This window comes from Methylobacterium sp. (genome assembly GCF_019745455.1).
GTDB lineage: Bacteria > Pseudomonadota > Alphaproteobacteria > Rhizobiales > Beijerinckiaceae > Methylobacterium.
This window is the reverse complement of the sequence record NZ_JAIETD010000050.1, coordinates 25,267-47,698: the sequence shown is the minus strand read 5'-3', so window position 1 is coordinate 47,698 and position 22,432 is coordinate 25,267. Positions and strand designations below refer to the sequence as shown.

24 protein-coding genes and 1 tRNA gene are annotated in these 22,432 nt (G+C 67.4%); 8 read left to right on the top strand and 17 right to left on the bottom strand.

What is annotated here, in order from left to right; genetic code table 11:
- Window positions 1–257: 257 nt before the first annotated feature.
- The 5 genes from K2Y56_RS12255 to K2Y56_RS12235 all read left to right on the top strand — a co-directional run bounded on the left by K2Y56_RS12255 (window position 258) and on the right by K2Y56_RS12235 (window position 3,762).
- Window positions 258–899 (top strand): TetR/AcrR family transcriptional regulator, encoded by a 642-nt coding sequence (locus K2Y56_RS12255; protein ID WP_292507664.1) that lies wholly within the window; start codon window positions 258–260, stop codon window positions 897–899.
- Window positions 900–989: 90 nt separating this feature from the next.
- The gene (locus K2Y56_RS12250) at window positions 990–1,451 is read left to right on the top strand and encodes a DUF2852 domain-containing protein (RefSeq protein ID WP_292507663.1); all 462 of its coding nucleotides are present in this window, start codon (window positions 990–992) and stop codon (window positions 1,449–1,451) included.
- A gap of 127 nt (window positions 1,452–1,578) precedes the next feature.
- Entirely contained in the window at window positions 1,579–2,223 is a 645-nt protein-coding gene (gene upp, locus K2Y56_RS12245; protein WP_292507784.1) for a uracil phosphoribosyltransferase, read from the top strand.
- Window positions 2,224–2,292: 69 nt separating this feature from the next.
- Window positions 2,293–3,303 (top strand): NAD(P)H-quinone oxidoreductase, encoded by a 1,011-nt coding sequence (locus K2Y56_RS12240; RefSeq protein ID WP_292507662.1) that lies wholly within the window; start codon window positions 2,293–2,295, stop codon window positions 3,301–3,303.
- 126 nt (window positions 3,304–3,429) lie between these two features.
- Window positions 3,430–3,762: a hypothetical protein gene (locus tag K2Y56_RS12235; RefSeq protein WP_292507661.1), complete on the top strand. Its 333-nt coding sequence runs from the start codon at window positions 3,430–3,432 to the stop codon at window positions 3,760–3,762.
- A 24-nt stretch (window positions 3,763–3,786) separates the two neighbouring features.
- Here the strand turns inward: K2Y56_RS12235 and K2Y56_RS12230 are convergent, their stop codons facing one another.
- From K2Y56_RS12230 to K2Y56_RS12175, 12 genes are all read right to left on the bottom strand, one after another.
- Entirely contained in the window at window positions 3,787–4,668 is an 882-nt protein-coding gene (locus K2Y56_RS12230) for a 3-hydroxybutyryl-CoA dehydrogenase (RefSeq protein WP_292507660.1), read from the bottom strand.
- 178 nt (window positions 4,669–4,846) lie between these two features.
- The gene (locus K2Y56_RS12225; RefSeq protein WP_292507659.1) at window positions 4,847–5,797 is read right to left on the bottom strand and encodes an FAD-binding protein; all 951 of its coding nucleotides are present in this window, start codon (window positions 5,795–5,797) and stop codon (window positions 4,847–4,849) included.
- A 66-nt stretch (window positions 5,798–5,863) separates the two neighbouring features.
- The gene (locus tag K2Y56_RS12220) at window positions 5,864–6,613 is read right to left on the bottom strand and encodes an electron transfer flavoprotein subunit beta/FixA family protein (RefSeq protein WP_292507658.1); all 750 of its coding nucleotides are present in this window, start codon (window positions 6,611–6,613) and stop codon (window positions 5,864–5,866) included.
- A 267-nt stretch (window positions 6,614–6,880) separates the two neighbouring features.
- Complete coding sequence (locus K2Y56_RS12215) at window positions 6,881–7,453, bottom strand: cob(I)yrinic acid a,c-diamide adenosyltransferase (protein ID WP_292507657.1); 573 nt, start codon at window positions 7,451–7,453, stop codon at window positions 6,881–6,883.
- 23 nt (window positions 7,454–7,476) lie between these two features.
- Window positions 7,477–8,121, bottom strand: a complete 645-nt coding sequence (locus tag K2Y56_RS12210; protein ID WP_292507656.1) for an acyloxyacyl hydrolase — start codon at window positions 8,119–8,121, stop codon at window positions 7,477–7,479.
- Between the two features lie 144 nt (window positions 8,122–8,265).
- Window positions 8,266–8,451, bottom strand: coding sequence for a twin transmembrane helix small protein (locus tag K2Y56_RS12205; protein WP_292507655.1), 186 nt, complete (start codon window positions 8,449–8,451; stop codon window positions 8,266–8,268).
- A gap of 110 nt (window positions 8,452–8,561) precedes the next feature.
- Window positions 8,562–11,162: a TIGR02302 family protein gene (locus K2Y56_RS12200; protein ID WP_292507654.1), complete on the bottom strand. Its 2,601-nt coding sequence runs from the start codon at window positions 11,160–11,162 to the stop codon at window positions 8,562–8,564.
- Window positions 11,163–11,234: 72 nt separating this feature from the next.
- Window positions 11,235–12,506: a diaminopimelate decarboxylase gene (gene lysA / locus K2Y56_RS12195; RefSeq protein ID WP_292507653.1), complete on the bottom strand. Its 1,272-nt coding sequence runs from the start codon at window positions 12,504–12,506 to the stop codon at window positions 11,235–11,237.
- A gap of 70 nt (window positions 12,507–12,576) precedes the next feature.
- Window positions 12,577–12,879 carry a hypothetical protein gene (locus K2Y56_RS12190; RefSeq protein WP_292507652.1) on the bottom strand — a complete coding sequence of 101 codons (303 nt, stop codon included), beginning with the start codon at window positions 12,877–12,879 and terminating at the stop codon, window positions 12,577–12,579.
- A gap of 98 nt (window positions 12,880–12,977) precedes the next feature.
- Window positions 12,978–13,250, bottom strand: coding sequence for a 3',5'-cyclic-nucleotide phosphodiesterase (locus K2Y56_RS12185; RefSeq protein WP_292507651.1), 273 nt, complete (start codon window positions 13,248–13,250; stop codon window positions 12,978–12,980).
- Window positions 13,251–13,424: 174 nt separating this feature from the next.
- Entirely contained in the window at window positions 13,425–14,201 is a 777-nt protein-coding gene (locus K2Y56_RS12180) for a hypothetical protein (protein WP_292507650.1), read from the bottom strand.
- Between the two features lie 118 nt (window positions 14,202–14,319).
- Entirely contained in the window at window positions 14,320–14,892 is a 573-nt protein-coding gene (locus K2Y56_RS12175) for a DUF1134 domain-containing protein (protein WP_292507782.1), read from the bottom strand.
- Window positions 14,893–15,107: 215 nt separating this feature from the next.
- Here K2Y56_RS12175 and K2Y56_RS12170 point away from each other — a divergent pair, with 215 nt between their 5' ends.
- Complete coding sequence (locus tag K2Y56_RS12170; protein WP_292507649.1) at window positions 15,108–15,611, top strand: hypothetical protein; 504 nt, start codon at window positions 15,108–15,110, stop codon at window positions 15,609–15,611.
- A 28-nt stretch (window positions 15,612–15,639) separates the two neighbouring features.
- On the opposite strand, the gene K2Y56_RS12165 is transcribed toward K2Y56_RS12170, so the two are convergent.
- Both K2Y56_RS12165 and K2Y56_RS12160 read right to left on the bottom strand, forming a co-directional pair.
- Window positions 15,640–16,884 (bottom strand): capsule biosynthesis protein, encoded by a 1,245-nt coding sequence (locus K2Y56_RS12165; RefSeq protein WP_292507648.1) that lies wholly within the window; start codon window positions 16,882–16,884, stop codon window positions 15,640–15,642.
- Window positions 16,885–16,993: 109 nt separating this feature from the next.
- On the bottom strand, window positions 16,994–17,647 hold the full coding sequence (locus tag K2Y56_RS12160) for an ABC transporter ATP-binding protein (protein ID WP_292507647.1): 654 nt from the start codon (window positions 17,645–17,647) through the stop codon (window positions 16,994–16,996).
- Between the two features lie 212 nt (window positions 17,648–17,859).
- On the opposite strand from K2Y56_RS12160, the gene K2Y56_RS12155 reads away from it, so the two are divergent.
- Window positions 17,860–17,949: transfer RNA gene (locus K2Y56_RS12155), tRNA-Ser, on the top strand.
- Window positions 17,950–18,114: 165 nt separating this feature from the next.
- On the opposite strand, the gene K2Y56_RS12150 is transcribed toward K2Y56_RS12155, so the two are convergent.
- The 3 genes from K2Y56_RS12150 to K2Y56_RS12140 form a co-directional block, all read right to left on the bottom strand.
- Complete coding sequence (locus K2Y56_RS12150) at window positions 18,115–18,342, bottom strand: hypothetical protein (RefSeq protein WP_292507646.1); 228 nt, start codon at window positions 18,340–18,342, stop codon at window positions 18,115–18,117.
- 133 nt (window positions 18,343–18,475) lie between these two features.
- Window positions 18,476–19,195, bottom strand: a complete 720-nt coding sequence (locus tag K2Y56_RS12145; RefSeq protein WP_292507645.1) for a PhoH family protein — start codon at window positions 19,193–19,195, stop codon at window positions 18,476–18,478.
- 374 nt (window positions 19,196–19,569) lie between these two features.
- Window positions 19,570–21,930 carry an ATP-dependent helicase gene (locus tag K2Y56_RS12140; protein ID WP_292507644.1) on the bottom strand — a complete coding sequence of 787 codons (2,361 nt, stop codon included), beginning with the start codon at window positions 21,928–21,930 and terminating at the stop codon, window positions 19,570–19,572.
- Between the two features lie 148 nt (window positions 21,931–22,078).
- Between K2Y56_RS12140 and K2Y56_RS12135 the strand changes: the two genes are divergently transcribed.
- A complete protein-coding gene (locus tag K2Y56_RS12135; protein WP_292507643.1) occupies window positions 22,079–22,318 on the top strand; it encodes a hypothetical protein in 240 nt (79 codons plus the stop codon).
- Window positions 22,319–22,432 lie beyond the last annotated feature (114 nt).

Sequence of the window (22,432 nt, the reverse complement as noted above, 5' to 3'; positions counted from 1 at the left end):
GCGGATCTGACCTTGGGCCATAATCAGTTAGTGAAGCGTTTCCGCCGGACACCAAACTGTGATCGCCTCGTTTTATTTGACATATGAGACTCGGCAGGACCGAACATCTGGATTCCTTATTCCTTCTTTCCAAGGCGGCGCGGGGCTACCAGCGCGGGTATTCGTGCTAGGGAACCCCGAAACGCGGGAGGCCAACCTCACCGAGGGGGCGGCGAAGACGAGGCGTTTCCGCAACGCCGAGGAGGAGGACCGATCCCTTGCGACCCTGGCGCGACGAACCGGGCGACCGGCGCAGCTACCACCACGGCAATCTCAAGGAAGCCCTGATCGAGGCGGCGCGCCGCTTCATCGCCGAGCGCGGCGTCGGCGGCTTTACCCTCGTCGATGCCGCGAAGCTGGTAGGCGTCACGCCGGCCGCGCTCTATCGGCACTTCCGCGGCCGTGAGGCCCTTCTTGAGGAGGTTGCCGGCCGTGGCTTCATCGATCTCGCCGAACGTCTCGCCAAGGCCCTGGGAGGTCGCGGCACGCCGCTCGAACGCTTCACCCGGATGGGTGAGGCCTACCTCGCCTTCGCCGAGGAAGAACCCGGCTACTACGCGGCGATCTTCGAGAGCCGCCGTCTGGGTCTCGGAGCCGCGGCCACGGAGGCCGAGGCAGCCGCCCGGCCGAGCCCGTTCGACCTCCTCGTCGAATCGCTCAATACGACCTTCCCCGATGGCTTCGGCGGCATCGATCCCCGCTTCATCGCCCTCGAAGTCTGGGCCTTGTCGCATGGCCTCGCCACTCTCGCGGCATCGGGCCAGCTTCCGAAGGGTGCGGGCGTTCCCGACAAGTACGAGCTCCTGCGTGCCGGCGTGCTCGCCCTCGTCCACGGCGCGGGCGGATTAAGGCCCGCCTGATCTCTTTCGAACCCCGCTCCCTCCTCCCTTGAAAAGCGTGGGACGCGTCCGCAAGTGAATGTGGTTCACATTTACATTGGAGCGTGAGCCGTGAGCTTTTCCTCGACCTCTCCCTGGGCCACCGGCAAAGCTTGCCGCAACGGTCCGTTTCCGCGTCGGTCCTTCGAGATCGGCGCCATCGTCGTCGCCTTCATCTACTGGTGGCCGCTGGCCCTCGGCTACGTCGCCTGGAAATTCGCGGGCTATCCGGCTTTCGGCGAGCTGCGCGACCTCGTGAGCCGGACCACGTCCGCGGCCGGTTCCGGCGGGCGCTCGCGCTTCGCCGCCGCCTTCGAGGCCGCCAATGTCGGCGGCAGCGGCAACTTCGCCTTCGACGCCTATCGCCGCGCCGAGATCGAGCGTCTCGTCGCCCAGCGCCGGGCGCTCGAGGAAGAGGGCCGTGCCTTCGCGGCCTTCGTCGAGGAGCTGAAGCGGGCCAAGGATCGCGAGCAGTTCGACGCCTTCATGGCCAAGCGCCGCGCAGAGACCGGTTCGAGCACCCGCGACGCCTGATCGCCTGACCCACGACGAGACCGGGGCTCCCGCCGAGAGGCGTGGAGCCCTTTTTCGTGCGTCGCCGCGGCGATGCGGCTGGTATAGGGAGGGCGTCCCGGCGCGAGGGCCGATGAGGGAGCGGGCTATGCAGGCGGATGCGACGGCGGCAGTCACGGTGGTCGGGCACCCGTTGGTCCAGCACAAGCTGACCCTGCTCCGCGACAAGGCGCGCTCGACCAAAGGCTTTCGCCAGATCCTCAACGAGATCGGCATGCTGCTCGCCTACGAGGTGACCCGCGACCTGCCGCTCGAAACGGTCGCCATCGAGACGCCGATCCAGGCGATGGAGGCACCGCAGATCGCCGGCAAGAAGCTCGTCCTCGCCCCGATCTTGAGGGCCGGCGTCGGCTTCCTCGACGGGATGCTGTCGCTGGTTCCTTCCGCCCGCGTCGCCCATGTCGGGCTCTACCGCGACCCCGAGACGCTGCAGGCCGTGGAGTACTACTTCAAGGCACCCTCCGACCTCGCCGACCGCACCGTCCTCGTCCTCGATCCGATGCTGGCCACCGCCAACTCGGCGGTCGCCGCCATCGACCTCCTCAAGGCCCGCGGTGCTCAGGATCTCCGCTTCGTCTGCCTCCTGGCCGCGCCGGAGGGCATTGCCCGGCTGCAGGCGTCCCATCCCGACGTGCCGGTCTGGACCGCCTCCATCGACAGTCACCTCAACGACCACGGCTACATCGTGCCAGGATTGGGGGATGCGGGGGATCGGATGTACGGGACGCGGTGATCCTTTCGGCATCCCTTGCCAACACCCTCTCGGCCCGCGAAGACGGCGCTCGCCTCATGGAGACCTGAGATGCTTTCCACCCTCCCCGAGACCATGCGCCAGATCCGCTTCGCAGAGGCCGGCGGCCCCGAAGTGATCGCCGTGGAGACCGTGCCGGTGCCGAGGCCCGGCCCCGGTCAGGTCCTGATCGATGTCGTCGCGGCGGGGGTGAACCGGCCCGACATCATGCAGCGCAGCGGCAACTATCCCCCGCCGAAGGGAGCCACCGAGGTGCCGGGTCTCGAGATCGCCGGCCGCATCGTGGCCCTGGGCGAGGGAGCCGACGAACTCGCTATCGGCGACGAGGTCTGCGCCCTCGTGATCAGTGGCGGATACGCGGAATTTGCCCTTGCGGAAGCCGGGCATTGCCTCCCCAAGCCAAAGCCTCTCTCCCTCGTCGAGGCGGCAGGCCTGCCGGAGACCTACTTCACTGTCTACAGCAACGTCATCGAGCGCGGGCGCCTCAAGGAGGGCGAGAGCTTCCTCGTCCATGGCGGGTCGAGCGGCATCGGTTCGACGGCGATCCAGATCGCCAAGCACCAGGGCGCCCGGGTCTTCGCCACGGCGGGCTCCGACGAGAAATGCGCGTTCTGCCGCGAGCTCGGGGCGGACGCCGCCATCAACTATCGCGAGGTCGATTTCGCCGAGGACGTGAAGCGCCTGACCGACGGCAAGGGCGTCGACGTCATCCTCGACATGGTCGGCGCGGCCTATCTCGCCAAGAACATCGCGTCGCTGGCGGTGGAAGGACGCCTCGTCCAGATCGCCTTCATGCAGGGCTACCGGGTCGAGAACCTCAACCTGACGCCGATCATGCTCAAGCGCCTCACCATCACCGGCTCGACCCTGCGCGCCCGACCCAAGGCCGACAAGACCGCCATCGCGCAGGGGCTCGCCCGCGAGGTCTGGCCGCTCCTGGAGGACGGCCGAATCCGGCCGGTCATCCACGCCACCTTCCCGCTAGAGGAAGCTCGGAAAGCGCACGAACTCATGGAAACGAGCGCCCATCTCGGCAAGATCCTGCTGGTCACCGGGCGCTGAGACCGGGAAGGCCGCTCCGCCGCATCAGGAACCCTCGTTCGGACCCCCGCGTTTCCGCCCATCGCGACGCCTGGGCGTCGCTTCGGAAACACGAGGCCCGAGCGGGCCTCGCAGGCGAGGTCGCAGATGCAAGAGAACCGGAATATCAACGGACAGGAGCGGGTACCGGAGCAGAGTGCCCGTCAGGGCAAGCGCGGCAAGCCTGTCCTCTACGTCCTGCTCGGGAGCCTCGCGCTCCTGGCAGTCGCCATCGCCAGCCTCATGACATGGCAGGGCGCGAATTCGCCCAAGGACTACTCCTCGAAGAGCCAGGACGCGTCCCGGCAGGAAGTGACGGGCTCTGTCACCGGCAGCACCAATAGTCCGGCATCGTCGAACAGCAGCAACGTGCCCGGCTCGAATCCGGCCTATCCGAGTCCCGCCCAGCCGAATGCTAACGGCGGCGCCAACCCGAAATGAACCGATAGCCCGTTCCACCCCGCGTCAGCGGGTCGGGACGGGCGTCTCGCCGCGGTAATCGTAGAAGCCGCGCTTCGACTTGCGGCCTAGCCAGCCGGCCTCGACATATTTCACGAGGAGAGGACAAGGGCGATACTTCGAATCCGCCAAGCCCTCGTAGAGGACTTGCATCACCGACAGGCAGGTATCCAGGCCGATGAAATCGGCAAGCTGGAGTGGCCCCATCGGATGGTTGGCCCCGAGCTTCATGGCCGTATCGATCGCCTCCACAGAGCCCACGCCCTCGTAGAGCGTGTAGATTGCCTCGTTGATCATCGGCAGCAGGATGCGGTTGACGATGAACGCCGGAAAATCCTCGGACATCGTCGAGGTCTTGCCGAGCTTGGCGATGAAAGCCTTGGCCGATTCGTAGGTCGGGTCTTCGGTGGCGATGCCGCGGATCAGCTCGACGAGCTGCATCACCGGTACCGGGTTCATGAAATGGATGCCGATGAAGCGCTCGGGCCGGTCGGTCGAGGCCGCGAGACGCGTGATAGAGATCGACGAGGTGTTGGTGGCGATAAGGGCGTCGGGCTTCAGCGAGCCGCAGAGGCTGCTGAAGATCTTGCGCTTCGTCGCCTCGTCTTCGGTCGCGGCCTCGATGACGAGATCGCTCGGCGCGAGCCCATCGAAATCCCGCACCGGCTTGATCCGGCCGATCGCGCCGCGGCGCTGCTCTTCGGAGATCGTCCCCTTTGAGACTTGACGCGCGAGATTGCCGTCGATCGTGGCAAGCCCGCTCTCGAGCCGCGAATTCTCGCGGTCGTTGATGATGACGTCCAGCCCTGCCATCGCGCAGACGTGAGCGATACCGCTGCCCATCTGCCCTGCACCGATGATCCCGACTGTCCTGATATCGATGCCCATCGCTGACCCGCACCCCCGAGGCGCTGCCGGCGTGGCCGGCTGACGCAAACGCTTCCGCGGCGGCGACGCTTGCCGCATCCACCACCGCGTTGCATCGATTTCTTAGCTCATTTTTACGCGCAGGTGCAGTGCAGTCGCAGCCGTCGGACCGCGACGACTGCGACCCGTTCCGACAGCCTCAGCCTTTGGCCTTGGCGATGGCGGCCTGGAAGTCGGGCACCACCTGGAACAGGTCGCCGACGAGGCCGTAATCGGCGACCTGGAAGATCGGCGCGTCCTCGTCCTTGTTGATGGCGACGATGACCTTCGAATCCTTCATGCCGGCGAGGTGCTGGATCGCGCCCGAGATGCCGACGGCCACGTAGAGGTCGGGTGCCACGACCTTGCCGGTCTGCCCGACCTGCCAGTCGTTCGGCGCGTAGCCGGCATCGACTGCAGCGCGGGAAGCGCCCACCGCAGCGCCGAGCGTGTCGGCGAGCGGCTCGATCAGTTCCTTGAACTTGTCGGCCGAGCCGAGCGAACGGCCGCCGGAGACGATGATGCGCGCCGCGGCCAGTTCCGGCCGGTCGGATTTGGCGATCTCCTCGCCCTTGAAGGTCGAACCGCCCGCCTGTGGAGCTGCGGCCTCGACGGCCTGGATCGGCGCGGCGCTGCCGCCCTCGGCGACCGCCTTGAAGGCGGCTGTGCGGACCGTGATCACCGCCTTGCCGGCCGGTGCCTCGACGGTCTGGATCGCGTTGCCGGCATAGATCGGCCGCTCGAAGGTATTCGGGGAGACGACCTTGATGATGTCGGAGAGCTGGGCGACGTCGAGGAGGGCGGCGACACGCGGCAGCACGTTCTTGCCGGTGGTGGAGGCCGCAGCCAGGATCACGTCGTAGGGTCCGGCGATCGAGGCGATCAGCGCGCCCGTCGGCTCGGCGAGGAGATGATCGTAGGTCGCGTCCTCCGAGACGAGGACGGTCTCGATGCCGTCGAGCTTGGCTGCCGCTTCCGCCGCGCTCTTCGCGCCGCTACCGAGCAGGAGGGCGTGGATCGGGCCGCCGATGTCCCGCGCAGCGGTCACGGCCTTCAGGCTGGCATCGCGGACGGCGCCGTTCTCGTGCTCAATGAGGAGGAGGATGGCCATGTGCTGTTTGAACCTCGGACAAGGGATGCCCGTACGGGCTTGGAGACGCGTCTGGGAGCGGGGCGATCAGATCACCCCGGCCTCGACCTTCAGCTTCTCGACGAGGGCTGCGGCGGATTCGACCTTGACGCCCGCCTTGCGGCCAGCGGGCTCGACGGTCTTGAGCACCTTGATCCGCGGCGTGACGTCGACGCCCAGGGCCTCGGGGGTCAGCTCCTCGAGCGGCTTCTTCTTGGCCTTCATGATGTTGGGCAAGCTCGCGTAGCGCGGCTCGTTGAGGCGCAGGTCGGTGGTGACGATAGCCGGCAGCTTGAGGCTCACCGTCTGCAGGCCGCCATCGACCTCGCGCGTCACGTCGACGCTTCCCTCGCCGAACTCGACCTTGAAGGCGAAGGTGCCCTGAGGCCAGCCGAGGAGCGCGCCGAGCATCTGCCCGGTCTGGTTGGAATCGTCGTCGATGGCCTGCTTGCCGAGGATGACGAGCTCCGGACCTTCCTTCTCGACGATCGCCTTGAGGATCTTGGCGACGCCGAGCGGTTCGGCGTTGACGTCGGTCTTCACCAGGATCGCCCGGTCGGCGCCCATGGCGAGGGCCGTGCGCAAGGTCTCCTGCGCCTGCTGCGGCCCGATCGAGACGGCGACGATTTCGGTGACCTTGCCCTTCTCCTTGAGCCGGATCGCCTCCTCGACGGCGATCTCGTCGAAGGGGTTCATCGACATCTTCACGTTGGCGAGGTCGACGCCCGAACCATCGGCCTTGACGCGGATCTTGACGTTGTAGTCGACGACCCGCTTGACGGGCACCAGAACCTTCATGGCGGTCACAATCCTCCGCGAGGGGCAGAACTTGGCGGCTTATGGCCGCTCGATCCGCGAAATTCGCCTGTAAAACGGCTCCCGGCGACGAACGCGCCAGCCGACGAGGCGGCGGACCGTAACGATGTGATTTCGCGCTTGTCAACGCGCGGTGGTGCTGCGCCGTGGGGTCGAAGTGCGGGGATCGGAAGCCGCCACCGGCCTCGGCCGCATCATGGCGCGGCATCTGGCGGACGCGCCAGGCAGCATCCCGCCTCGGCTGGCCGCCTACCGGTTCTTGCCCGGCACCCAGAGCACGTCGTTCGCGCCGTTGGCATTGGCCGTGCGGCTCGCGACGAAGAGGAAGTCCGAGAGGCGGTTGAGGTATTGCAGGGCTTCCGGGGAGACCCGCTCGCCCTCGATCGCGGCGAGCGCCACGGCCAGGCGTTCGGCACGGCGGCAGACCGTGCGGGCGAGGTGGAGGGCCGCCGCCGCCGGCGAGCCGCCCGGCAGGACGAAGGATTTCAGCGGCGACAGCTCAGCGTTGAGGATATCGATCTCGGCTTCGATGCGGGTCACCTGGGCGGCGACGATGCGCAGCGGCTCGTAGGCCGGCTTCTCGTCGCCCTCCGGCGTCGCGAGGTCGGCGCCGAGATCGAACAGGTCGTTCTGGATGCGGCCGAGCATGGCGTCGAGGGCAGGCTCCGCATGAAGCCGCACGAGGCCGATGCAGGAATTGGTCTCGTCGACGGTGCCGTAGGTCTCGACCCGCAGGTCGGCTTTGGAGCGTCGTTCCCCGTTGGCGAGCGCCGTCGAGCCCTTGTCGCCGGTGCGGGTGTAGATGCGGTTGAGGGTGACCAAAGCGTAATGTCCGGGCGTGGCGTCTAGAACGTGTAGCCGATCTTGCCGCCGTAATTCGTCAGGCCGCGATTGTTGGCGCAAAGGCCGGCATTGGACATGTGCTCGATCGTCGCCATGATGCTCCAATGCTCGTCGATGCGGAATCCGAGAGACGCGGCCTCGCGGAAGAGCGGATTGCAGCCGAGTGCGTTGAAGCCCAGGGGAGCGGCCGCCTTCGGTCCGGTATAGCCGTTATGCGCGGCACCGCCGAAGAAGCCGTCGAGGAAGACCCGGCGGTTGAAGAATTCGGGGAAGAGGTCGATCGTCCAGGTGGCGCCGATATAGGCGTAGCTGGTCCGACCGCCGGTGTTGTAGCTGCCACCCACCGTCGCCCGTGGGATGAGGGCCTGCCAGAACGGATCCTGGCTGATCAGCGGCTTGGCGAACAGGATCTCGCCATTGACGTTCGCAGTGCTGAAGCCGGGAGTTTTGCCTTCGGCGCTGCCCGGATCCTGGACCGAGCCGCCGATGCGGACCTCGGAGACGATGCTCATCGGCTGGACGGGGGGCACGTAGACCGGCTGCGGCGCCCTGCGCGAGCCGAGATCCGCCGCGCCGACGGAGGTGGCGCTGCCGCCGATCGTCAGGGCGAGGAGACCCGTGACGAGGCTTCTGGTGGTGAGGTGCATCGCGTCGCTGTCCGGTTCGTGACGGCGGACGCTATCACGGCAGCGCTTCTTCGGTTGAGGGCCCGGGGGCTGTATTCATCCGCGAACGGCCGGATAGATCCCCGGTGCGGCACCTCCGCAACAGTCCGGAAACAGATGTCGCGCTCAGGTCGAGCGCCACCACAGCACGCCCATGATCAGAACGATGGCGAAGAACTGCAGGACGACGCGCAGACGCATCAGCTTCTGGGAGACGTTGCTGCTGCCGCCGCGCAGCATGTTGGCGAGGCCGAGCAGGAGAACGACCGCCACGGCGATACAGGCGACGAGGACGAGGGTGTTGGAGGACATCGGGCAATCGTCTCGGCTTGACGGGCAACGCGGCCCATCGCTTCACATAGGTGAGCGATGGCTCGCCGTCGCCCAGGGCAGGTTAGCGCAGGAGGCCGTGCCGGCGATCCTCAGTTCCGGCGCAGCAGGCGCTCGAAGTAATCGAGCTCCTCGCGCGACCGGCTCGGGTCGCCGAGCTTGCGCCGCAGTTCCTCCAGGATTCGCCGGGTGCGCTGGACACCCGATTCGTCGGCGGTGGGCACGCGGACATTGCCGCCCGAGAGGTCGCGTCCCTTCGTCGGGCGTCCGAGGGGATCGTCGTCGCGCGATCCGGCTTGGCCCTGCTGGCTCGGCGATTTGCCGCCCTCCTGCTGGCCCTCGCCCTCGCCTTCACCCTCTGCCATCTCCTGCATCTGCTGCTGCATGCCCTCGGCGCCGCGCTTCAACCCGTCGAGAGCGCGTCCCTGCGCATCGACAGCGTCGCCCTCGCGGCCCTGGCCCAGCGCCCCTTCGGCCTCACGCATGGCCTCCTCGGCTTCGGAGAGGCCCTCCTCCCCCTGCATGCCGAGCTCTTTCATCCGGCGCTGGAGATCCTCGAGCCGCTCGCGCAGGGCCTGCTGGCGCTGGCCGGTGCCGCCCTGGCCCTTCTGGCCCTTCTGGCCCTGACCTTGACCCTGCTGCCCCTGTTCGGCCTGACCTTGGCCCTGCTGACCCTGGCCTTGTTGACCTTGGCCGCCGGGCTGCTGCTGACCCTGCTGTCCGTTGCGGGGACGCTGCTGGCCGCGCTTGGACTGGCCGTCCTTGAAGGTCTCGTCGCGCAGGCCCTGCTGCTCGCGGGCCATCTCGTCGAGCTCCTGCGCCTGCTTGTTCATCTCGCGGTTGCGGGGATCGGACTTGCCGCCCTGCTCGGCGCTCTGAAGGTTCTCGAGGATGCCGCGGAGCTGTTCGAGCAGGCGCTGGGCCTCGGCGGTGTCGCCGCGCTTCATCGCCTCCGCCATATCCTCGATCATCTTGTTGAGGTCGTCAGGCGTGACGCTCTTGGCGTTCTTGTCCTGCTGGCTGCGCTCGCCCTGCTTGCCGGGCTCCTTGCCCTGGCGCTGGGCCATCTCCTTCATGAACTTGTCGAGGGCCTGCTTGAGGTCCTCGGTGAGCTTCTTCACCTCCTCGTCGGGAGCGCCCCGCTCGATCGCCTCCTTGAGCCGGTCCTGTGCGGCGCGCAGGGACTTCTCGGCATCGGAGAGGTCGCCGTCCTCGATCTTGAGGGCCATCTCCCAGAGGAGATCGGCGACCTCGGTGAGGGCTTCGTCGGTCCGGGCCGCCTTCAGCCGGCGCGAGGCCGTGCGCAGGCCGAGGAAGATGCCGGGCTCGGGCGTGAACTGGCTCGGCGCGATCAGGAGGGCGTCGAGGGCCGTCTGAACGCGGCGGCGGCTTTCGTCCGGTGCCGTGACGAGGCGGCGGCGCTCCTCCGCGAGCGACCGCGCCAGGGGCTTCTGGAACGGCCGGGCCGGCAGGGTCATCTCGACGGACTGGCTGCGCGCCTCCTGCTCGGCCTCGTCCTTGACGACGAGGGTGAAGCGCACCCGCGCGCCCGACCACGGATTGTCGGTGAGGTCGACGAGGGTCTTGGCGTCGGCCTCCCCGGTGGCGTCGCCCGGCAGGGCGAGCGGGATGCGCGGCGGCGGCACCAGCGAGCGGCCGGGCTTCAGCGGCTCGACCACGCCCTCGGCCGAGGCGATGCCGTAATCGTCCTTGGCGCGGTAGCTCAGGTTGAAGGTGCCGCGGCCGTTGACCTCCGGCGTGCCGACGCTGCGGATGACCGGCGGCTCGTCCGGTATGGTCTCGATCACGAGCCTCTGGGAGCCGCCGCCGGTGGTCTCCACGGTGAGGTCGGCGAGGCCGCCGGTGAGCTTGAAGCGGTCCTCGCGCAGATCCGGCCTCGCATCCTTGCCGGGCAGGGCTTCGAGGCCGGAACGGGGACTCAGCCTGGCCTCGCCGAGACCTGCGATGCGGACGATCAGGGTCGAATTCACCGGCGCCCGCAGGCGCTGCTCCGGGCCGCCGAGGGCGACGACCAGGGGCGGCATCCGCGTGTAGAGGGGCGGGTCGATCCAGCCGTCGACCCTGAAATTCGGGCCGGCCACCGCCGGAGCACGCCAGTCGAAGGCGGCGCCGACGCGCTGGCGCCATTCCGATCCGGCGACGAACAGGCTCGCCGCGACCGTCACCAGCAGGGCAGCGCGCAGGGCGAAGGGGTCCCGTCGCGGCATTGCCGGACGCGGCACGGCGACACTCAGCTTCGCCACGGCGGCGGCGGCACGCTTGCGATGGAGCGCCCACAGGGCTTGTGTCGCGGGATCGCCGGTGCCGACCGCAAGCGTGTCGTCGATGGAGGAGGCCGGGCTATGCGCGAGGGCGCCGCCGCCCGAGGCGGCATCTCGGTCGATCCGCGCGAGGGCCTCGCGCCGGGTCGGCCGGCCGATCTTTGCCAGCGGAACGAGGCCTGCAACGAAGGCTGCCGCGAACAGGGCAAGGCCGATCATCCGGCCAAGGGGGCCAAGATCGAGCCAGAGGCCAAGCCATGACACGGCCAGGAAGGCGAGGAGAACGGCGAGGCCGCGCCAGAGCACGGGCCATGTCCGCTCCCACAGCGAGGCCGCCTTGGCGCGGGCAACGAGCCGATCGAGGCGGTCGCGCACGGCGTCCTGCTGAGGCTGAGCGTTCGGCAGCGTCATGTCTCCTCGGCCATCCATAAAGCGCCGCGAGACTAGCATGGTGGCCGGACCCGACCATCGGGTCAAATCCGCTCAGGCGGAGAGCCACCCCGGCAGGCGGTCGAGACCGATCAGGTCCTCGTAGGTCTGGCGCGGGCGAACGATCGCGGCGACCTTACCCCTGACCAGCACCTCGGGCACGAGCCGGCGGGTGTTGTAGGTCCCCGACATGGCGGCGCCGTAGGCACCCGCGCTCATCACCGCGACGAGGTCGCCGGCTTCGAGATCCGGCATCTCGCGTTCGAGGGCGAAATAGTCGCCGGTCTCGCAGACCGGGCCGACCATGTCGGCCACGATCCGGCGCGTGTCGGGGCCGGGCTCGATCACCGGGCGCAGGCCGTGGAACGCCTCGTAGAGGGTCGGCCGGATGAGGTCGTTCATCGCCGCGTCGACGATGACGAAGGTGCGCGCCTCCATGCGCTTCATCGCGATGACGCGGGTGACGAGGATCCCGGCATTGCCCGAGATCATGCGGCCGATCTCGAAGACCGGGCGCAAGCCCAGCGGCTGGAAATGCGGGCGCAGCATCGCCGCGAAGGCGGCGGGGTCGGGCGGCGGGGCGGTGTCGTCGCGATAGGGAATGCCGAGGCCGCCGCCGAAATCGATGTGGCGGAGACGGTGCCCCTCGGCCATGAGGTCGCGGGCGAGGCCGGCGAGGAGCTTCGCGGCTCGGTCGAAGGGGCGAAGATCGGTGATCTGACTGCCGATATGCATGTCGACGCCCACGATCGCGAGGCCGGGCAGGGAGGCGGCCTTGGCGTAGACGTCCCGCGCGCGGGCGAGCGGGATGCCGAACTTGTTCTCGGACTTGCCGGTGGAGATCTTGGCATGCGTGCCCGCATCGACGTCCGGATTGACCCGGACCGAGATGTGGGCGTTGGCGCCGAGGCTCGAGGCGACCTGCGACAGGGTCTCGAGTTCGGGCTCGCTCTCGACGTTGAAGCAGAAGATGCCGGCATCGAGGCCGGCGCGCATCTCCTCCGGCGTCTTGCCGACGCCCGAGAACACGATCCGCTGCGGGTCGATCCCCGCAGCAAGCGCCCGACGCAGTTCGCCCTCCGACACGATGTCCATGCCGGCGCCGAGCCGGCCGAGCGTCGCCAGCACCGCCTGATTGGAGTTCGCCTTCACGGCAAAGCACACGAGGGCGTCGTCGCCGGAGAAGGCCTCGGCGAAGACCTGGTAATGCCGCTCCAGAGTAGCGGTGGAGTAGCAGTAGAACGGCGTGCCGACGCGCTCGGCGAGTTCGCCGAGATCGACATCCTCGGCCTTCAGACGACCGTCGCGATAATGGAAATGGTGCATCGGACGCGTCGCGCTTGGCTCAGGGCTCCGGCCGCGTGTGACGCGGCGGGCGGGAGAAGAGAGGAGGCCGCTAGAGCAGCGGGTCGAGGACGAAGGGATCCTTGGGGATGACGTAGCCGCGCTTGGCCCCCCTGGTTGTGGTGAGCGGCGCCCCGGTCCCGCTTTGCGTCACCGCGGAGGGACTGAGCTCGTCGCCGTCTTCGACCGCGCTCGACAGAGGTCCAGCCGGCAAGGCACGCGACGAGGTCGGCCGCGGGGCGATGGCTCCATCCGGCGGCGGTTCGAGCGATCCGCGCCGGCCGCAGGCCGATGCGGCCAGGGCGACGAGGCCGAGGGCGACGAGGATCGGCAGGGAACGGGAACGAGGCGACATCGACAGGGGTCCGGCACTGAACGGCGCCACCTTAGCCGTTGGCGCGCGCCGAGGCGAGCGAGACGGCGGAGCTTCGCCCAAGCTGCGGGGCAGCCGGCTCAGCCCTTCTTGCCCTGTGTCTTCTCATAGGCGTCGATCGCCCTGCGGCAATTCTCGGTAAGCTTCGTCCAGTTGGCCTGGAAGCATTTGTCGACCGCCGGATCGTCCGGCGAGAGGTTGCCGCAATAGGTGAGGTAGTCACCGGTGCAGTATTTCTTGAGGGTTTCGTTGCCGCGCTTGGTCTGCGGGGCTCCTTGCGCCATCGCTTGCGCGGCAGGCAGCACGAATCCGGCGGCAAGGATCACGGCGAGCGATGTCAGCTTCAGGGACATGAAAGGTCGAGTCCGTCTCGAAGATAGAGGGAATGAACGACCCGATGATGCGCTCGCATGGTGGAAACAAGGCATCGGGATGGTCATCGCGTGAAGTGGAGGCCTTCTACGACGCCTTCCGAGGCGTCGGCAACGAACGAGGTGGGGATCGATTCACATGGGCCAACGCAGACTTCATGGTTGACCCGCCGCCAGAGCCGGCTTGGAGGCCGTCTGGCCGGAGGAGGGTAACGGGAAAGCGGCCACCGAGGGCAGCCGTTCGCCCCGGAGCAGGGCGTCGGCCAGGGCCGTGATGCTGGCGCGCAAGGCGGCGTTGTCGTTCACGACCTCCGCGCCTCCCTGGGCCAGGGCCTCCCGCGCTTCGCTCAGGCTGGCACGGAGGGCATCGCGCTCCGCGGCCAGGGCTTCGACCTGCGCCTGCAGATCGATGTCAGCCGACCGGACGTCCTGATCCGAAACGAGAGCCGTCCTGCGGCGGGTACGCAGGAGATCGTCGAGGAGGTCGCGGTGGGCCTCCTCCAGAACCTCCAGGGTAGCGACGCCGAGGGCGAAGTCGGACCGGGTTGCTTCGAGGTCCAGGGTCGTCCTGTCTCGCTGTCCACTGATCTCGGCGATCTCGCTCTCTTTGGCCCTCAGGGTCGTCTCGCGCTCCTCGATCGCACGCGACAGAGCGGCTGCTTCGAGGGTGCGCACGCCGATCGCCGCCATATCGGCATGCTTCTCGGCGGCGACGGCCTGCAGGCGCCGCTCCAGCCTCCGACGCTCCACCGCGAACTGGGCGCGAAGATAGTCCTTCTCCGCCGCGATCTCGACAGTGGTGAGGGGGAACAAAGCCGCCATCCGGCGACGCGCGAGCCGGGCCGCACGGGCGTTCACCGCGGGCAGGAAGAGCAGTGCGCACAGGCTCGCCAGCAGGAAGCCGAGCGCGAAGATCATGACGGTTTCAATCACGCGGCAGTGCTCGTCCCACCTGTTGCCATCCCGCACGCGGTCCCATCGCCATCATCGCTCAAGCCCGGTGGATGGGCGAACGATCCCTCGGTCAAGGGGCAAAGATGCGGCACTCCGGTCAAAACGGATTCCAGGTCGGCCGGCTGGTGAACTTCAGGTACCCGACATTGATGCCGAGGCGGGCGCCGACGCCCGTACGGATCGGAACGACCACGATGCCGTTCGAGGTCACTGCGCTCATGCCGATCCCGCCGACGACGTAGGCCGATCCGTCGACGCCTCCGAAGCGGCGATAGAGCTTGGCCACCGCGGGCAGGTTGTAGATCAGCATCATCGTCCGATCGCCGTCGCCGCCGAGATCGAAGCCGATGCTCGGCCCCTGCCAGTAGATCCGGCGCTGGCCGGCATTGCGGGTGTAGAGCGTGCCTTCGCCGTAGCGGACGCCACCGACGATGGCGCCGGACGCCTCCTGACCGAGGATGTAGCCATTGGGCTCTCCCCAGCGTCGGGTCGCCTCCTCCACTGCCTTGCCGAGGCCGCGCGAGATCGAGCCGAAGAATCGATGGCCGGAGTCGAGAATTTCCTCGGGCCGGAACGATCCGGGATCCCCTTCGGGATCGACGGGCCTGGCAAGGGCCGCGCCGGCGACGCCTGACGCGGAGAGAATGGTCGCGGCCATCAGCGCCAGCATTCTGCGGCGCTGCGGCAAAGGTCCGTCCGGAAGCCCGGTTGGGGATGTCCGTGTCTTCGACATCTGTCTCGTCATCCGCGCGGTGGACGCCGCCATGAAGCGACGTAAAGGGTCTTTTGACGGGGTCTGGTCCAGGATCGACGGCACGGAAAACCGCATCGACCGGCGATCCGATCCCTCGCCTTATTGTTCATCCATGGCCGGAACACCGCAAGATGTGGTTAACGCGGCGTCATTGCCTCGCCTTCCTCGGTAGTCTCGTCCCGGCCGCTTCGGGCTTGTCGCCCCGCCGTGCCGGAGCGGCAACGCCGCCGCCTGTCCTTGCCGATACCCTCGGCCTGCGCGGCTACGACGCCGTCAGCTACTTCCTCGACGCGGCCGCCGGTCCGCTCCCGGGACAGGCCGCCTTCGAACTGTCGTGGCAGAGGCGAGCCTGGCGTTTTGCCAGCCGTGCCAACCTCCTGGTGTTCCGCGACGACCCGGCGACCTACGCGCCGCGGCTCGCCGGACATGATCCCCTCGGCGTCGTGCAAGGCCGCATCGTCGACGCGGACCCCCTGGTCTACGCCCGCGTGATCTTCGAGGGGACGGAGCGCCTCTACCTGTTTCGGACCGCGGAGACTCGCGACCTCGCCCGGCGGACACCCTCCGTCATTGGGGAGGCCGAGGCACGCTGGCCGCGGCTGCGCGACCTCGGCGATCTGCGCCTGCCGGACTGACCGGCGGGCGTTTCAAGCCGTCCGCTGCTCAGGCCATCTGCTTGCGGGCGAAGACCGAGAGGGCAAAGGCGATCCCGGCCCCGGCGACGATCAGGCTGATCATCAGGAGGCGGCGGGGCTGCTGGGACGACTGGGCAAGAACCGGCTGGACAATGGGAGTGAAGAACTCCACCTGGCGCGCGGCGATGATCCGCGCGCGTTCATAAGCCGCCAGGACCTTGGCGTAGTATTTCTCCGCATCCTTGCGGTCGTTATCCAAGGCCTCGAACTCCGTGAGGGCACCGGCCAGCACCCGGCGCTGCTCGGGATCCTGGCTCGCGGCCTGCCGCTCGATCCGGCCGATGTTGTCGTCGAGGTCCTTGATCTGGGACTTGATGTCCTGGATGCGCCGGGATTCCGGCCCGAGGTCGCGTTGTCCGAGGGCGAGCTGAACGGCGAGGTTGACCCGCGCCGTGCGCAATTCGCCGATCACCTTGAGGTTGGCCTCGTTGGACTTTTGGGCATCGAGCACGCCCTCCCGGTTGCGCAGGCTCGCGACGGCGGTGCGGATCTTCGTCATCCGCTCCTCGGCGAGCTTGAGCTCGCGGGTGCTCTCGGCGACCGCGTCCTCGCGCGCCCTCATGCTGAGGGCGTTCACCATGCGCTCGCTCTCGTGCAGGATCGCCTGTGTCAGGGCCAGGGATTCGGCCGGATCGAACGCCGTGACGAAGAGCGAGATGATGCCGGAATTGGTCTCGATGTGGACCGCGACGCGCTTGTTCCAGTACTTGACGAACTTCTCGATCGGCTTCTCGGGGTTGAACCGCGAGAAATAGTCGATGTCGTCGCGCGAGAACATCTTGCGCAGGGGCAACGACGCCTCGATCGCCTCGATCATCGGGCGGCTCTCGAGGTAGTTGGCGACGACGAGGCTGTCCTGGATCACCATCATCCCGGTGGTGCTGCCGGAATTGGTGCCGACCTGGTCGGGATTGGCCTTGTCGACGGCGCCGAGGGCCGGGCGCAGGGCGAAGCGCGCCTCGGTGACGAACTGGTCCGAGGCCAGGAGGCCGTAATAGAGGGTCCCGAGCGCCGCCGGGATCAGGAACACGACCACGAACAGGATCGGGATCACCACGTCGCGCTTGGCGTGGGTCTGGTAGGCTCTGAGCCCCTTCTTCCGGTCGATGAAGCGCGACACGCGGGCGGTCTGCTTCAGCGCCTCCGCCACAGCGTTCGAGCGGTCCGCCGTGCTGAGCGGCTGGCCCTGCGGATTGCGGATAGTGACCGTCATGACCCCCGATGTCCCGTTCCGGTTGACCGCATTCCGGGGCCTTCCTGCCGAATTCGCCGATGATCCTAGCGGCCGGGCGCGGCAAAACCGTGGCCGGCGACGCGCAAGGTCACGCGTTCATGCGGCGGTAGACTTCGATCGCGTCGTTGATGTCCTCGTAGACGATGGCGCGGCCGTTGATGAGCACGATGCCCTGTCTGCACCAGGTGCGCAGCGTCTCCATGTCGTGCGAGACCATGATGACGTCGGCGTTCTCCCGTCTCGCCGCGAAGGCGTCCGAGCATCGGCGCTGGAACCGTGCGTCGCCGACGGCCGTGACTTCGTCGATGAGATAGCAATCGAACGGGATCGCCATGCTCATCCCGAAGGCGAGGCGCGAACTCATGCCGGAGGAGTAGGTTCTGATCGGAACGTCGAGGTAGCTGCCGAGTTCGGAGAAGTCCTCGACGAATTCGAGCACCTTCCTGGGATCCTCGCCGTAGATCCGCGCCACGAAGATGACGTTGTCGCGGCCGGTCATCGCCGGGTGGAACCCGCCTCCGAAACCGAGGGGCCAGGAGACCCGCAGGTTGCGGTGGATCCGTCCCCGCGAGGGATCCTCCGTCCCGGAGATCAGCCGCATGGTGGTGGACTTGCCGGCCCCGTTGATCCCGAGGATGCCGTAGCTGATCCCGGGCTTCAGGCTGAACGAGACTTTCTCCAGGATCGTGCGGCGGTGCCCGTCGGTCCGGTAGGTCTTGGTCACGTTCTCGAAGCGGATCACCGTCGGGCGGTCTCCAGCCGGGTTGGGTGCGGCGCGGCAAGGCGTGAGGCGATGCGCGCCGAAAGCGGCAAATCTGAGAACGGGACCGTGATGAGCGAGCGAGCGTGGCCCGGAGCGCCTTGCACGTCGCCGATGCGACCTGTACAGCACCCCACCCGACGCGCGAAAGCAGGCTCCGCTTCCCAGCGGCCGCAGCGAGATGCATCGGGTCTGGAGGGGTGGCCGAGTGGTTGAAGGCGCACGCCTGGAAAGTGTGTATACCGGAAACGGTATCGCGGGTTCGAATCCCGCTCCCTCCGCCATTCAGTCCTGACAAGCCTAGCCCGCGACAGACATCCTCGATCCGAGGATCGATGAATTCGCGTTGCGCTTTCTCGACGAGGCAACCCGCTTTGCCGCACCCCAGGCGAACTTCCATGAAAAAAGGCGGGCCCCGAAGAGCCCGCCCGAATTCCGATCCGTCAGGATCACATGCGGCGCATCATCCGGCGGCGCATCATCCGGCGCTCCATCATGCGGCGCTTCATCATGCGACGCTCCATCATGCGGCGCTCCATGCGCATCATCTGGACGGTGGTGACGGACTCGGGCGCGGTGACGCCCATGGGGATGCCGGGGGCCGCCGAGGCGGAGGTGACGAGGCTTGCGCCGCCGATGGAGGCGAGCATGGCGACGGCAAACGTCAGTTTCCTCATGAGAAGCATCCTGTTCTCTGTGTCCCGAGTGCGGCACCCGGAATGTCCTGTCCCGAATTCGCTCGGGAGAAGATTGTCGCGCGCCGGGGCGTGCGGCGGGCTCCGCTCGAACCCGCCGCCAACAACACTCAAGTCAGAGTTTCGTTTCCTCGAAAGCCCTCACCCAGTCCGCACAAATTCCGGAGCGGACGATATCGTCGAGGGTGAACTCGACGATCGGGATCGGCATCATCCGGCTTTTCACGAGGTGGATGATGGTACGCAGGCCGGAGGTCTCGCGCAGATCGGTCTGGCTGACGTCGCCGTTGATGATGACCTGGCAATCGTCGCCGATGCGGGTCAGGAACATCTTGATCTCGGCGGTCGTGGTGTTCTGGGCCTCGTCGAGGATCACGAGGCAGTTCTTGAAGGTGCGCCCGCGCATCACCTCGAAGGGGACGACCTCGATGTCGCCGGTCTTGCAGGCGATCTCGAAGGCGGCGGCCCCCATCCGCTCCTTCATGGTCTCGGTGAGGGGGGCGACCCAGGGCGCGATCTTCTCTTCCAGCGAGCCGGGGAAGAACCCGAGGGAGCGGCCCGAAGGGACGTTCGGGCGAGTGATGATGACCTTGGATATCCGCCTCTGGCGGAGCTGGTCCGCGGCGCGGGTTCCGGCGATGTAGGTCTTGCCCGTGCCGGCGGGCCCTAGGACGATGACTTGTGAGTTCGAGGCGAGGGCGTCGAGGTACTGCGCTTGCCGGTCTGTCAGTGGCTGGATCGGACTTAAGTTTCGCTCTTCCTCGAAGCGCGTTCGGTGCAGTAGTCGGGCAGGATGCTCGTCAACCAATTCAAGTCGTGTGCGCCGTCTTTTCATCGAACAACACTCCAACTGGACTTGCCAATCTGGACTTGCCAACGCTTTCGCTACGCTACGCCCTCACCCTCGATCGTCATCCCCACTCACAGACCAAACTCATCGCAGCTTGCGAGTTCCATCCACCGATGAGACGGCTGTGGATATTGGGCTGTTCTCACGATCCTCCCGCGGCGAGACGAAGAGGGGCGTGCACACACCATGCCGCGCTGCACGCGACATGCAAATGACGACAGGATTTCATTAAAGAAGCCGTAAGATCGAGAGGAATGCAAAACCCTGGATGGGTGCAGATCCATCGTGATCCTGTCCGCTCCGCCACGCCCATGAACCGCAGCGAAGGAAAGCCCCCCCGGGAGACCCAGAGGGACGCCTCACCCCGGCTGGATGAAGCTGTCGAGAACCATCTTCCGACCGGCCTTGTCGAAGTCAACCGTGAGCTTGTTCCCGTCGACTCCGGCGACGTCGCCGGGCCCGAACTTCATGTGGAAGACCCGCATTCCGATGGTGAAGGCGGAGGGGGCGCCGGTGGATTTGGCGACGAGCTCGCCCTCGATCTGACGGGGCCCGCCACGCGAAGCCGTACCGCGGCCGAACTCCTGACGTCCGGTGCCGTTCCGAGCGGTATTCTCCTGCGCCCGCTGCCAGCCCGGCGTGCCGTAGGACGAGCCGAATGGAGTCGGATTACGATCGAAGCGGGACGCACCTGCGGCAAAATGCGCGGGCGCGTCGACGACATCGACGGCATCCTCGGGCAACTCGTCGATGAAGCGGCTCGGCACCGTGGATGACCACAGCCCGTGGATGCGCCGGTTGACGGCGAAGGAGAGCTTGGCGCGCTTTCTTGCCCGCGTCAGGCCGACATGGGCGAGGCGGCGCTCCTCCTCGAGCCCGGCCCGGCCGCTCTCGTCGAGCGCCCTCTGGTTGGGAAACAGGCCGTCCTCCCAGCCGGGGAGAAACACCGTGTCGAACTCGAGCCCCTTGGCAGCGTGGAGCGTCATCAGGCTGACGCGCTCGGCTCCCTCCTGCTCGCTCGCCTCCATGACCAAGGAGACGTGTTCGAGGAAGGCTGCGAGATCCGGGAACTCCTCCATGGAGCGCACGAACTCCTTGAGGTTTTCGAGGCGCCCGGCAGCGTCGGCCGAGCGCTCCTTCTTCCACATCTCGGTATAGCCGGATTCCTCCAGGATGACCTGGGCCACCTCCGATTGCGGCTGGTTCTCCACGAGCCGCGCCCACCGTGTGAAGCTCTCCACGAGGGCGCGCAGGGTCGAGCGGGCCTTGGGCTTCAGGTCGTCGGTCTCGATCAGCCCGCGGGCGGCGAGCAGGAGCGGCACCTTTCGGGCGCGGGCATGGGCGTGGAGCACCTGCAGGGTCGCGTCGCCGAGGCCGCGCTTTGGCGTATTGAAGATGCGCTCGAAGGCGAGGTCGTCGGCCGGGTTGGCGGTGACGCGCAGGTAGGCGAGCGCATCGCGGATCTCGGCGCGCTCATAGAAGCGCGGGCCGCCGATGACGCGGTAGGGCAGACCGAGCTGGACGAAGCGGTCCTCGATCTCGCGCATCTGCGCCGAGATCCGCACCAGCACGGCGATCTCCGACAGGGGATGACCCTTGACCTGCAGGCTCTCGATCGACTCGCCGAGCTGGCGCGCCTCCTCCTCGGAATCCCAGGCGCCCGACACGGTGACCTTCTCGCCGGGCACGTCCTCGGTGTGAAGGGTCTTGCCGAGCCGGCCCTCGTTCTTGGCGATCAACCCCGAGGCCGCGGCGAGGATATGGCCGGTCGAGCGATAATTGCGCTCGAGCCTGACGACGACGGCACCGGGAAAGTCGTGCTCGAAGCGAAGGATGTTGTCGACCTCGGCGCCGCGCCAGCCATAGATCGACTGGTCGTCGTCGCCGACGCAGGCGACGTTGCGGTGGCCCTGCGCGAGCAGCCTCAGCCACAGGTACTGCGCGACGTTGGTGTCCTGATACTCGTCGACGAGGATGTAGCGGAAGCGCTGCTGATAGTTTTCCAGCACGTCCGGGTTCTCGCGCCAGAGCTTGAGACAGAGAAGCAGGAGGTCGCCGAAATCCACCGCGTTGAGGGTCGCGAGGCGCGCTTGGTAGGCGATGTAGAGCGTGCCGCCCTTGCCGAAGGCGAAGGCGCCGGCCTCGCCTGGCGGTACCTGCTCGGGCATGAGCCCTCGGTTCTTCCAGCCGTCGATGGCCGAGGACAGGGCGCGGGCCGGCCAGCGTTTCTCGTCGATGTTCTGGTCGACGATGACCTGCTTCATCAGGCGGAGCTGGTCGTCCATGCCGAGGATGGTGAAATCAGAGCGCAATCCCACCATCTCGGCGTGCCGACGCAGGATCTTGGTGCCGATGGCGTGGAAGGTACCAAGCCACGGCATGCCCTCGCCCGCCGGCCCGATCAGCGCGCCGATGCGCAGCTTCATCTCGCGGGCAGCCTTGTTGGTGAAGGTCACCGACAGGATGTCGAAGGGCCGCGCCTTGCCGGTCGCGATGAGATGGGCGATCCGGGTCGTGAGCACGCGAGTCTTGCCGGTGCCGGCACCGGCGAGCACCAGCACAGGCCCCTCCGTGGCCTCGACGGCGCGTCGCTGCTCCGGGTTGAGGCCGTCGAGATATTCGGCGCCCTGCGGCCTCAGGGAGGCCATGGCGCGGGCGGCTATGGATGTCGCGGGGTGGCTCGGAACGGGCGCGGCCGCCGCGCCGGATGGCTGTTTCATGGCCGCATCACTGGACCAAAACGCGAACGGCGTCGAGGGTGAACGAGGCTTGGACAAGTGACCTTCGGCCGCGATGACGGAACTGGCCTCTCGTCTTCGGAGTCGTCGAATCACACACCAGTTCACCGTGCCAGATCGCGAGACCACGATGCGCTTCACCCTCCTCTTCACGGCGGCCATCATCGCCGCGAGTCCCGCCCTCTCACAGCTCTCCGGCAATCCCGACCGCCTCAACAATCTCAACGAGCGGATGGACACGCAGAGCCAGATCCGGGGCATCGAACAGAGACAGCAGCTCCGGAGCGGCCAGACCGAGATACAGATGCAGCGCAACGAGATGGCTCGACCGCCGGCCGGACCGCCCGCCATCGTCCCGCCCCGGCGCTGACAGGTCGCATCGTTCAGGCGTCATGTCCCGCAGGGTTGTGCCGCCTTCCGCCCTGTCTTGATCCTGGCCATGTGCTATTCGCGCGGCACGGGGGAGCGACTGGGCGGGCCGGAG